Raw genomic sequence first — 11,599 nt, forward strand, 5'->3', positions numbered from 1 at the left:
TCTACCCAGAGCTCCCCGAAAGCGCCCCCGCACTCCCCAACACCACGAACAAGCCGACCAGCTGATCGGCTACACCACGACAAGGGACACGATCCCGACTTGCGCAGGTTGGCACGGCGTGTAGCGGAACGATCGCTCACGGAGAGTGGATTCCCAGATTGCACGGTGAAATCTCCGCCGTGCAAGACTTCATGGCGGTGTACCGCTTGCAATGTGTCGAACTGATGCCTTGTGCTGCGGAGCGAGCGCCGAGCATCTTTCATCGCGAGGGGCGGAAGTCCCTCATACTGGGTTCTGGAGAAGGGGTGGGACATGGCTGAGGGTCCGACCGGATCGACTGTGCCGCGCCGTCAACTGGGGCGAAATCTCAAAGCCTTGCGCAACCGGGCTCGCCTGACGGTGCGTGCTGCCGCCAAGAAGTTGGAGTGGTCCGAAGCGAAGATGTGGCGCATCGAAACGGGTCAAACTCCGCTGCGCAGTCTCGACGTTCAGGCAATGTGCCTGGTGTACGGCGCTCCGCCAGACCTCACCGAGGCGCTGATGGGGCTCGCGAAGGAGACCAAGGCGCGCGGCTGGTGGCACGCGTACGGCGACTTGATCCCCGAGGGGTTCGACGTCTACGTAGGTCTCGAAGAGGCCGCAGAATCACTGTCGTTGTACGAGAGCGACATCATTCCTGGGCAGCTTCAGACCGACGGGTACGCGCGCGAGGTCATCCGCACGCACATCCGAGGGATTGACGACGCGGACCTTGATGGACGCGTGCGCCTGCGCATCGAGCGTCAATCCCATCTGACCCGAGTCGCCGATCCGCCGGTGCTGCGCGTTGCGCTAAGTGAAGCCGTGCTGCGTCGCCCCATCGGCGGTCGCGAGGTGATGGCGCAGCAACTCGCGCACCTCGTCTACGTCGCGGAGCTGCCAACCATCTCGATCCGTGTGACGCCCTTCGCTGCTGGGATGCACCAGGGAGTCGTCACGGGCCCGTTTGTGATCCTCCGGTTCCCGCTGACCGGTGACGGGGTTGCGACCGAGCCACCGACGGTCTACGCGGATGGGTACACGGGGGGCCTGTATCTGGACAAGGAACGGGAGGTGGAACAGTACGACGCGGCCTTTACCGGCATCTGGGAAGCATCGCTAGGTGAGCAGGCGTCGCGGCGCCTGATTTCTGAGGTAGCAGGGAGCTATGAAAAGGGTTGAGAGCGCCGAGTGGTTCAAGTCGAGCTACAGCAATGGCAACGGCAACTGCGTTGAGGTGGCTCACCTCGGCGATGTGGTCGCCATGCGAGACAGCAAGGAGCAGGCGGGGCCGGTTCTGACCAGCACCTTTGAAGGGTGGCAAGCATTCATCGGCAGCGTGGTCGTGGGCGAGCTGTAAGCCCTGCCCGTAGTAATCCGGAACGACGACTGCCCCAAGTCGAAAGGCGCCCCCCGTAACGGCCGTAAGGCCGTACGGGGGGCGTTGCTCATGCGGGGCGGCCAGGTCGGCTCGTACAGCGACAGATTGTCGACTCGGGCAAATCGGTCACGGGGCCAGGGCGTTGCAGGCTGCGTGCTACGTTCCGAAGGCCCGTTTCACGAGGCCGCGCGCCGTCTGCGTCAGCTCGTCCGTCCCCGTCAGCACGAGGTTCCCCATGGCATACACGCCCCCGTTGTGGCCGGTCTCCGTCAAGGGCGTCGCACTCGATGACCAGGACCGCGTCCTGCTCCTGCGCAACGAGAGACACGAATGGGAACTGCCCGGCGGACGGCTGGAGATCGGCCAGCCCGATGGTTCGGCCCCCGCGGACGAGAGCCCGGAGAGCGCCGTGCAGCGTGAGATCGAAGAGGAAACCGGGTGGCAGGTGAAGGCGGACCGGCTCCTCGCGGGCGGCACGTGGATCTACGAGCCCATTCCCGGCCGCCGCGTCCTCATCGTCACGTACGGATGCATCGTCCTGACCCCGGACGTGCCCCCCGTCGTGAGCCACGAGCACAAGGAAGTCGCGCTCTTCACCGCCGGCCAAGTCCCCGAACTCCGCATGCCCGACGGATACAAGCGGGCCATCGCCACTTGGTACGCCGAGAGGTAGGCCGCAATGCCACCGCCCCCGGGCATCACCCCAGCGTCCCTGACCCCGCGGCCTCTGGCGCGACACATCACCTGGCACTGGGCAACACCACAGGCCCAGGACGTTCTCGCCACCCGGGACCTGGGCGCGATTCTCCGGTTCCACCGGCAGGTCCACGGCCAGAGCCAGCTCGACCTCGCCACACTGCTCGGCTACGACAAGACCTACATCTCGGCCCTCGAACTCCGCAAACGCAGGCTCACCGATCTCGGCTCGCTCCGCCACGTAGCCCAGTCGCTCTCCCTGCCGCCACACGCCCTGGGCATCACCGACGCAGCCGACAGCGACCACCGAGCGGTGATCCAGTTCGGCGAATCCACCGTGCGCCTCGCCGAGATCGCCCGCCAGTCGGGACACGCATCCGAAGCCGTCGCCGAACTGTGGCCTCTCGTCGCCCGCCTCGAAGCCCGGGTCGACGAGGGATACGCCGAACACGACGTACTCCATCTCCTCGCCCGCGCCCGCCTCGGCCTGGGAACCGCGCTCGGCAACGTCCTGCCCGAAGAGCACCTCAGCACCGCCGCACACTGGACCGCCAAGAGCCTTGACATCGCCAGGAGACTCGATGATCCCGCGCTGACCTGGACGGTGCTGCGGATGCACGGCAACGAGCTGCGAAAGGCCGGCCTCCACGGAGCAGCCGTCGACCGCCTCACCCGCGCCGCCACACTCGCCCCCAGCCGCGGCGCCCGAGCGGCGGTGCTCCCCCTGCTCGCCCGAGCCGCCGGAGCACTCGGAAGCACGCCCCTGTTCGACCGCACGATCAAGGAGGCCAACCGCATGCTGGACGAGGTTGACCACACAAGCCTCTTCAACCCCGTCGCGCTGAGCGAAATCCACATGCGAGGACTCGTCGGCACGGGGCGCAATCGCGAGGCCGTATCGCAGGCGGAGCGCGCCGCACCCACCCCGACCATCGCCGTCGCACCCCAGTGGCGCGTCATCCAACTGATCACCGTCGGACGCGTCAGCATGCTCGCCGGAGACCATGCCGGAGCCGGAGAACTGTTCACCAACGCGGTACACGAAGCCGCCGAACAGCGCTTGCCTCACCAACTCCAGCGCGTGCTGCGCGCCACCGGATTGTTGCTCCCCTCGCCCCACGAAGCCGCAGCACGGGCGCTCTGCCAACTGCGAGCCGAGATGGCGGCGTAAGTTTCCAAGGGCGACCGACAGATCTGAATGCTCACGCCTGCCGGAGCAGGGAGCGGGTACCTCCCGCTTCTGCAACTCCACAACTTGCCTCCCTCCACTCGTCGTCCGCGCCGCCGAATAGGCGAGCGGCGATTGCCGATGAAGCGTCAAGAGTGGTCCCAGGAAGGCGATCCCGCACATTGCAGGCGCAATATTGCGTGGGCAATACTGCCTATGCCGCCCACCATTTCGATCAGGCCCAGTTCAGGAGGGGGACGACGAGAGGTGACAACGGAACGCCGCTGTCGTGGATGCAAATGTCGGCTCAGCCGCTACAACCACGAAGGGGACTACTGCGCCACATGTCGGCGCAATGCGCCGGCGGCTGATGTGCCTGATGTGATCATCCCGGATGCGGTCTGGCGTTCTCCGGATGTGCGGGAGGCCCTCGCGGCCATGGATCTAGGACGCCTCAGCCGCCTGATCCGGGAACGAACCGGACTCACTCAGGCGCGTTTGGCGACCGTGGTCGGCGTCCGGCAGGGGTATCTCTCGCAGTTGGAGAGCGGATCCCGCAGGTTGACGGATGCCATGAAAACGCGGCGCTTCCTGGAGGGCCTGGGCGTCCCCTCTTCGTTGGCTCCCACGTTGTTGCCCGATCTGGCTCGTACTGAAGGCGGCGACGGGGGCAGCCGCCACGGCAGAGTGAGCCAGGCCGCAAGAGAGTCGCTGGAGTTCGCGGACTTCGTTACCCCTCAGCAACGTCGACTCCGAAACCATGTGAGCACGCTGACTATCTGACCCTGAGGGGCATCCTCAGGGCTGATCAGAGAAGGAATGCACCATGTCCTACCGCATCCCCTCGGGGCCGTTCGACGTGGAGTCGCTGATACCGGAACTCGTCGGCCTTGGGCGGGAAACGATCCTTCTGTATCCGCGAAGTGGCGAACCTGGTGTGTGTGCCAGTTCCATCGGTGGGCCTCTGCTGTGGCCGGCCGACGAGCCTTGGCCGCTGTGTGCGGCGCCAGGGCACTGGAAGCCGCTGAAGACTCCCACCGAGGTGGTCGGGCCTGAGCCGGTGGCGATGGTGCCGGTCGTGCAACTCTATGCACGGGATGTGCCTGAGCTGCCGTTCCCGGCGGGCATGGACGTGTTGCAGGTCGTTTGGTGCCCCTTGATCCACGATGACGGGGTTGGGGCTGCACTGCCGAAGGTGTATTGGCGCAGCGAACAGACGGTCGCAGCACGGGGGTGCTGTCGGACCCGCCGGCGCCGTACGAGTACGAAGAGGAGTTCGTGCCCCGGCCCTGCACGGTGACACCGACGCGGGTGGTCGAGTACCCGAACAGGGACCTGCCGGAGGGCCTTTCCCAGAACTTGAGCCAACGGTTCGACGAGATCGAGGAGGCGTACGGCGTCTCGTACTACGAGATGGCTACCACCGTCCAGAGTAAGGTCGGAGGGTATCCGGGTTGGCTCCAGCAGCCCGACTGGCCGTACTGCCGCTGCGGCCGGCGCATGGACCACCTTCTCAGCATTACCGCCACGGAACCGGTCGAAGGACGCTGGTTCCCGCTCGACGAACGGAAACCCGAAGGTTCGGGCCCCAGGCAGTGGACCGAGTCCGCCGACACGGACGTCGACGCCATCGGCCACGGGATGGACATGGGCGACCTCGGCGGTGTGTACCTCTTCGTCTGCGCCAAGTGCCCGGACATGCCGAGCGCGCACCGCTACGACTGCTGAGCAGTGAGGAGCCGACGCTTCCCAGAACTGGCCGCAGTCGTCCGTCGTGGGCATTGAGGCGAGTCAGTGAGCATTTTCAGCGTGGCCACTGACCGGGTGACGGTATCGGCCTCCGTAGCGCACAAGGTCCCCGCGCCGCTGAGGGAGGTGTTTGAAGTCTCAACCCACCCGCCCGTGAGCCTCGTTGGTTACCTTCCCTGCCGCAACAGGGCCAGCATCGTTTGCGTTTCATGGTCGTAGGTCAACGTCAGCCCGAGTTGCCGGTCAAGCTCACCTACTGGATCTGGATCAACCGGCGCGAGGGGGTCGCCTATGACCTCTGGTCGTCCTTCGATCGATGGAGCGCCACATGCCGCCCTGCCGCTCGACTCGCGACCGCACGCCGCGCGGCCATCTCCCTGAACCCGGCCCGGTTTCGACGAGCTACTGAACTCCAACAGGTGATGTCGGGTCCGCTGACCAGCAGGAGTTGCCCACCTCGCGGGCCCACCACTGTTGCCGGGCAATCCATCGGGAGAGGATCTTCCCGTGAGCCGAACCCTGCCGCAGTTGCCGAAGCCTGAGTTCGTCTTTATCACTGTCGAGACGCCACCCGAGGTGCCCACCCAGATCGCTGTCGATCTCAGGGAGACAGGTATCCCGGGCGGGCTGATCGGATACGAGTACCGGCCACTGAGCGAGCCGGTGCACTTCGGGGGAATCGGTGAACGGGGGCTGGTCGCCATCGCGACGAGTGGCCTGCTCGGACGTATCGCCGTCGACGTCGCCAGTGGTCATGTGGTGCGGATCCCCGACGTCGAGTCGTCGACGACCCGTCATGTGAACCGCGACCTCGACTCCTTCAGCCGATGTGTCGAGGCCGTAATCGCACGCTTCCCGTTCTATGCGGAGGGCGACGAGGAGAGGTTCGAGGAGGTGGCGGGGGAATTGCGCGGGCTCGTTTCCAGCATCGACGGGACCGCTCTCGCGCACGACGGGTTCTGGGAGACCTTCTGCGACGACGTGGCGATCGGGGACTATGCGGACTGGGAGGCGTGATCCGGACGAGTCCCCGAGCTGCCGTCCGAAGCGTTTCGGTTCATCCTTGCGTCGCCGATACTCACGGATCGCATGGATGAGGCGGGATCACCGGCCCGGTGCCTATCCCGGCCAGCCGCCCTCTCGTAGGCACCTCCGCCCGGTGGTGGCTGCGCGGTGGGCCGCTTCGGTGGGGGGCAAACGGTCGAGTTCGTCGGAGAAGACCTCGACCGAGACCGGGCACCGCAGACCGTGTCGGCGCAGGGCGGCGACCACCGCCCCGGTGCCACCCGCGCCCTGCCCCGGCAGTTGCCGGTGGTGGCGTGCCTCCTGCTTGGCGTCCGGCATGGGCTGTGGCAGCACGTCGCAGAGTTGCAGCGAGGTGATCCGGCCGGGCGGGATTCCGGCGAGATCCGCCGGGGTCGTGCCCGTGCGGTGCCAGTGCCACAGGTCGAGGAGTACGCCGCCGTTGTCGCGGTCGGCATCCGCGACCACACGCCACGCCTGCGCGAGAGTCCGGACGCGGCTGTAGGGGAGGAACTCCAGGCCCACGAGCAGACCGTGGTCCGCGGCGCGGTCGCACAGCCGTCCGAAGGCGGTGGTCACCTCGTCAGGTGGATGCTCCTCGAACATCGTCACGTTGAGCTGCCGGTAGCCGATGGTGTCCGCGAGGTGGAAGAGGGTGTCCTCCTCCGGTCCCGGCTCGCCGGCGGCCCAGTCCCAGGTGTGTTCCAGCTCCAGGATCCGCAGGGCGTGCTCGTCGAGCAGTTCGCGTACGCGGCTGTCCTGGTGGCCGCTGTGACGGTAGTCGTCCAGACGCAGCCCGATGCCGGTGAACCCGGCCCCGGCGGCGGCTGCGGCCCGTGTCGGCAGATCGGCGAACCGGAGCGTGTTGGCGCTGCATGTCAGCTCGGTCATCGCCGGTTCCATGCCCTGTGCAGGATCTCCAGGCCGTAGACGTAACCGTGAACGCCCGCGCCGACGACGACGGCCTCGGCGATGTCGGAGATATAGGAGTGGTGCCGGAAAGCCTCTCGCTTGTGGACATTGGTGATGTGGACCTCGGCGATCGGCAGCTCGGCCGCGAGCAGCGCGTCGCGCAGTGCGACGGACGTGTGGGTCAGCGCACCGGCGTTGACGATCACACCGTCCGCCATGCCCCGGCTCGCGTGCAGCTTGTCGATGAGCACGCCCTCATGGTTGCTCTGGAAGAACTCCACCGAGCAACCCAGCTCGGCGGCGCGCTCGCTCACCAGACGCTCGACGTCCGCGAGTGTGTCGCTGCCGTAGAGGTTCGGCTCCCGGGTGCCGAGCATGTTGAGGTTCGTGCCGTTCAGTACCAGCAGTCGTGGCATGGAGGTCCTTTCAGGGAACCGGGGGAAGCTGCGAGCCGGCGCATACGTGCAGCACCTCGCCGGTGATGTTGCGGGCGCGTTCGGAGGCGAGGAACGTGACCGCGTGGGCGACGTCGCTCGGGTCGATGAGGCGGCGCAGGGGGGTGAAGGCGGTGTAACGCTCGATCATGCCCGCCAGGTCCGGTACGTCGGTCCGGCTCTCGTTGAACGGGGTGCGTACGAAGCTCGGGGCCACCGCGTTGGCGCGTACACCTAGCGGACCGAGTTCGACGGCCATCGACACGGTGAGCCCCACCAGTGCCGCCTTCGAGCTGGCGTACGAGGCATTGGCGGACCCGCCGGACCAGGCGCGGGAGCTGATGTTGACCACGGCGCCGGATTTCTGTTCGCGCCACAAGGGGACCGCCGCACGACTCAGCAGCATGGGGCCTTTGACGTTGACGTCCATCGTGAGGTCCCAGTCGGACTCGTCGAGGGTCTCCAGCGGGTGCACTCGCTCCACACCCGCACTGTTGACCAGGACATCGAGCCGCCCGAACCGGGCACCGATGTCGTCGATCAGCTCCCGCACCTCGCCCTGGGCGGTGATGTCGACGGCTCGGACCATCGCCGCCGCGCCGCCGATCGCGGCGGCGGTCTGCTCGGCCGCGGTGCGGTCGCGGTCCACCAGCACCACCCGGCATCCGTCACGCGCCAGTTCGCCTGCGATCACCGAGCCCAGTCCACCGCCGGCGCCCGTGACGACGGCGACTCGCGGTGTCGATCCCTCCGTGTCCGTTCTCTCCATGTCCGTACCCTCCATGGTCCGTTCCTCCCCTTTCCTGTTCCATTGCCCTGTTCCACTGCCCTGTTCCGCCGACAGGTTTCCGCTGTGCCGTCAGGCGTGGACGGACTCGTCGTGCTTGCGCGCGGTTCGTCTGCCCAGCATCGCCATCGGGGTGCGGTAGGTCTCCGGTCCCGCCAGCACCGCGACCGACGACAACGCGCAGATGACGACCGCGTACACCGCCACCGGCATCCATCCGTCGGGGGAGTGCCCGGCGATGCCCGCCGTGATCAGCGGTGTGAGCCCGGCCGTGGCGAAGCCGAACTGTGTGCCGACGGCCATGCCCGACAGCCGGACCTGGGTCGGGAAGATCTCCGCGTAGGTGGCCGGCCAGACCGCCAGCGTCGCGGCGTAGCCGACACCCAGCAGCAGCACTCCGGTGATGACGACCAGCGGCACCGACGCCGTGCTGATCGACCACAGGAACAGGGCGACCAGCACCGCACACGCGACGTTGCCGGCGACGAAGACGGGCTTGCGGCCGATCCGGTCCGACAGGAGTGCCAGCAGCGGGATCGTGAGCACCGCGAGCCCGTTGCCGCCCGCGGCCACCCACAGCAGTACGGACTTCGACATCCCGATGCCGTAGCGGTCACCGGTGGCGAAGGTCAGCGCGAAGACCGCGACGATCGTGCCGATGTTCGAGATCAGGGCCGCCGCGAACACCCGCAGTACCTGCGGCCGGTAGTGCGTGAACAGCTCGCGCAACGGGGTGCGGGCGACGGTTCCCCGTCTGCGCTCGGCCGCGAACGCCGGGGGCTCTTCGAGGTACCGCCGGATCAGCAGGCCCACGATCAGCATCGCGCCCGAGAGGAAGAACGGGATCCGCCAGCCCCACGAGTACAGCGCGTCGTCGGACAGTCCAGCGGCGAGTGGAATGAACACCGCGCTCGCGAGGATCTGGCCGGCCTGGGTGCCACCGAGCGTCCAGCTCGTGACGAACGCGCGCCGGTGGTCCTCGGCGTGCTCGAACGACATCGAGTTCGCCCCCGCCTGCTCCCCGGCGGCGGAGAAGCCCTGGATCAGCCGCAGGATCACCAGGAGCGCGGGGGCGAGCATCCCCACCTGGCCGTAGCCGGGGAGGCAGCCGACCAGGAACGTGGACACGCCCATCATCACCAGCGTGAGGACCATGACCTTCTTGCGGCCCATCCGGTCGCCGAGGTGCCCCATGAAGAAGGACCCCACCGGGCGGGCCAGATAGCCGACGCCGAACGTGCCCAGCGAGGCGAGCAGGGCGGCCGTGTCGTTCCCCTCGGGGAAGAACACCGTCGGGAAGATCAGCGCCGATGCCGAGGCGTAGAGGAAGAAGTCGTAGTACTCCAGCGCGCTTCCGATCCAGGCCGCGATCGCCGCCTTCTTGGGCGTGCGCACAACAGGATGGGCTTCATCGACCATCGAGAACTCCCTGGTAGACGTGGCGATCCCCGTTTCGGGCCTCGCGCCACTGGAATCGTGGTGCCCAGAAGGTAGGACCGGTGCGTCAGCCGTGGCAAGCGTTTGCCAAAGTTTGCCAACCGGCCGTAAAGTCACCCCCATGCCGAGCCGACCCACACCCCCGAGCCGGGGCGAGCCGCCGAAACCCACGACACTCGCCGACGTGGCCGCCGCCGCCGGTGTCGCGATATCGACCGTGTCGCGTACGTTCAGCAATCCGGGCCGCGTCAACGCCACCACACGCGAGCATGTCGAGCAGGCCGCCCGGCGGCTCGGCTACCGCCCCAACGCGGCGGCCCGAGCACTGGAGTCGGGCCGCACATCGACCCTCGGGGTCATCGTCTCCGACATCACCAACCCGCACTTCTTCACGCTCATCCGAGGCGCCCAGCACCAGGCGACGACGGCGGGCTACACCCTGCTGCTCGGTGACGCCCACCTTTCCCGGCAGGCCGAACAGCAGGTCATCGAGCGGACGTTGACCTCGGTCGACGGGCTGGTCGTCGCGGCGAGCCGGCTGCCGACGGCACAACTCGCCGACTACGCGCGGGTCAAGCCGATCGTGCTGGTCAACCGGGTGTCCGAGGGGCTGAGCAGCGTCGTCACGGACCACACCGACGGGCCGCGTCAGATCGTCGAGCATCTGCACTCCCTCGGCCACCGGCACCTCGCGTTCCTCGGTGGTCCACGCGAGTCGTGGTCGGCCGCGAAGCGGTGGTCGGCGATCGCCGCCTCGGCGCTCGACCTGGGCGTCACGATCACCCGGCTGGGCCCGTTCCCCGCCGCCATCGAGGGCGGCGGGGCGGCTGCGGACGCCGCGTTGGGCACCAGGGCCACCGCGCTGATCGCGCACAACGATCTGCTCGCCATCGGCGCGCTGCGGCGGCTCGCCGAGCGCGGTGTGGCCGTGCCGGACGACGTCAGTGTGACTGGGTTCGACGACATCTTCGGCGCCGACTTCTGTGCTCCACCGCTCACCACACTGGCCGCGCCCCTCGACGATGCCGGGCGCCAGGCCGTCGACCTGCTGATCGCCGCCGCCACCCGGCGGGCCGGTCCACCGCAGCGCCTGACCCTGCCCGCGCATCTCCAGATCCGCGGGTCCACGGGCCCCGCACCGAAGCCGGCCGGTCACCGGGGGAGCGCAGCGCCCGCCGGGTGAGGGCCGGGAGGGCCACTCTCAGTGGGAGCCCCGATCGATCGGCTCGCGATGACGGCCGCCGGCCACCAGTGAACATTTACTTCCTTATATGCCCATCCACCGCAAGAGCGGTGGAAAGGGCGTAGAGCGGCCACCTCTCCTCGCGGTTCAAATGGTGACGTACCGTTCTGGCCACAATTGCTGACGATTGCCTCGGATTTACAACAGGGCAAATCCGAGCGAAAGGCCGGGGCTATTTACGTGTGGCGTCCGGGGGGTAAATGGGAGATGGCCTCGGGGTCGCTCGGAAAAGTGTGGGTCGGATCAAAACTCGGGGGTTGAGCTGGATAATTGCGGCGGGTAGAGTCATCGCGTCAGGCCAGGTCCGCGCCTTGACGTACGCCGCATTATCGGCCCTACTCACCTCGTACCAAGCAGTAACTGTTCGCTGGTATTACGGTCGGAATTCCCTCTCCCTGTTCGCCACATTCGAGTGCCGCTTCCCACTGCATGCAAGGTGAAAGAGAGTATGCAATGAACGACATTCAGGCTGCCATCCGATCGATTCTGATAAACGACTTGTTCGTCGAGATCCCCGAGAGTCAGATCGGTGTCGACGACGGACTGCGAGACGTGCTGGGTCTTGACTCGCTCGGATTCCTCGAACTGCGCGTCACCTGCGAGCAGCAGTTCGCGGTGCAGATCTCCGACGACGAGTTCGCACCCGAGCATTTCACCAGCATCCGCACGATCTCCGACCTGGTACTGCGCCTGCGTGAGGCCCAGTTCGAAACCGCCGCCACGGCGACGGACTGAGACGGCGGCCGACCGA

Annotated in this window: 13 protein-coding genes; 9 read left to right on the top strand and 4 right to left on the bottom strand. The window is 67.1% G+C overall.

Going from position 1 to position 11,599, the window contains the following annotated elements; genetic code table 11:
* Positions 1-312 precede the first annotated feature (312 nt).
* From ACIQNU_RS38505 to ACIQNU_RS38535, 7 genes are all read left to right on the top strand, one after another.
* Positions 313-1,200: a helix-turn-helix domain-containing protein gene (locus ACIQNU_RS38505; RefSeq protein WP_401375747.1), complete on the top strand. Its 888-nt coding sequence runs from the start codon at positions 313-315 to the stop codon at positions 1,198-1,200.
* Positions 1,187-1,378 carry a DUF397 domain-containing protein gene (locus tag ACIQNU_RS38510; RefSeq protein WP_401375750.1) on the top strand — a complete coding sequence of 64 codons (192 nt, stop codon included), beginning with the start codon at positions 1,187-1,189 and terminating at the stop codon, positions 1,376-1,378. The genes ACIQNU_RS38505 and ACIQNU_RS38510 overlap by 14 nt, the downstream gene beginning before the upstream one ends.
* A gap of 256 nt (positions 1,379-1,634) precedes the next feature.
* Positions 1,635-2,072, top strand: a complete 438-nt coding sequence (locus ACIQNU_RS38515; RefSeq protein ID WP_401375753.1) for an NUDIX domain-containing protein — start codon at positions 1,635-1,637, stop codon at positions 2,070-2,072.
* 6 nt (positions 2,073-2,078) lie between these two features.
* A complete protein-coding gene (locus ACIQNU_RS38520) occupies positions 2,079-3,266 on the top strand; it encodes a helix-turn-helix domain-containing protein (RefSeq protein WP_401375755.1) in 1,188 nt (395 codons plus the stop codon).
* A gap of 435 nt (positions 3,267-3,701) precedes the next feature.
* A complete protein-coding gene (locus tag ACIQNU_RS38525; protein WP_401375984.1) occupies positions 3,702-4,046 on the top strand; it encodes a helix-turn-helix domain-containing protein in 345 nt (114 codons plus the stop codon).
* A 417-nt stretch (positions 4,047-4,463) separates the two neighbouring features.
* Positions 4,464-4,991, top strand: coding sequence for a hypothetical protein (locus ACIQNU_RS38530; protein WP_401375758.1), 528 nt, complete (start codon positions 4,464-4,466; stop codon positions 4,989-4,991).
* 528 nt (positions 4,992-5,519) lie between these two features.
* The gene (locus ACIQNU_RS38535; RefSeq protein ID WP_401375761.1) at positions 5,520-6,029 is read left to right on the top strand and encodes an SUKH-4 family immunity protein; all 510 of its coding nucleotides are present in this window, start codon (positions 5,520-5,522) and stop codon (positions 6,027-6,029) included.
* A 102-nt stretch (positions 6,030-6,131) separates the two neighbouring features.
* On the opposite strand, the gene ACIQNU_RS38540 is transcribed toward ACIQNU_RS38535, so the two are convergent.
* The 4 genes from ACIQNU_RS38540 to ACIQNU_RS38555 all read right to left on the bottom strand — a co-directional run bounded on the left by ACIQNU_RS38540 (position 6,132) and on the right by ACIQNU_RS38555 (position 9,587).
* Positions 6,132-6,926, bottom strand: coding sequence for a sugar phosphate isomerase/epimerase family protein (locus ACIQNU_RS38540; RefSeq protein WP_401375763.1), 795 nt, complete (start codon positions 6,924-6,926; stop codon positions 6,132-6,134).
* Complete coding sequence (aroQ, locus tag ACIQNU_RS38545; RefSeq protein ID WP_401375766.1) at positions 6,923-7,363, bottom strand: type II 3-dehydroquinate dehydratase; 441 nt, start codon at positions 7,361-7,363, stop codon at positions 6,923-6,925. Before aroQ ends, ACIQNU_RS38540 begins: the two co-directional genes overlap by 4 nt.
* A 10-nt stretch (positions 7,364-7,373) precedes the next feature.
* The gene (locus tag ACIQNU_RS38550; protein ID WP_401375768.1) at positions 7,374-8,150 is read right to left on the bottom strand and encodes an SDR family NAD(P)-dependent oxidoreductase; all 777 of its coding nucleotides are present in this window, start codon (positions 8,148-8,150) and stop codon (positions 7,374-7,376) included.
* A gap of 90 nt (positions 8,151-8,240) precedes the next feature.
* Positions 8,241-9,587: an MFS transporter gene (locus ACIQNU_RS38555; RefSeq protein ID WP_401375770.1), complete on the bottom strand. Its 1,347-nt coding sequence runs from the start codon at positions 9,585-9,587 to the stop codon at positions 8,241-8,243.
* A 139-nt stretch (positions 9,588-9,726) separates the two neighbouring features.
* Between ACIQNU_RS38555 and ACIQNU_RS38560 the strand changes: the two genes are divergently transcribed.
* A complete protein-coding gene (locus tag ACIQNU_RS38560; RefSeq protein WP_401375772.1) occupies positions 9,727-10,788 on the top strand; it encodes a LacI family DNA-binding transcriptional regulator in 1,062 nt (353 codons plus the stop codon).
* A gap of 513 nt (positions 10,789-11,301) precedes the next feature.
* A complete protein-coding gene (locus ACIQNU_RS38565; RefSeq protein WP_401375774.1) occupies positions 11,302-11,583 on the top strand; it encodes an acyl carrier protein in 282 nt (93 codons plus the stop codon).
* Positions 11,584-11,599 lie beyond the last annotated feature (16 nt).

The organism is Streptomyces sp. NPDC091292 (genome assembly GCF_044757265.1).
In the GTDB taxonomy this organism is placed as follows: domain Bacteria; phylum Actinomycetota; class Actinomycetes; order Streptomycetales; family Streptomycetaceae; genus Streptomyces.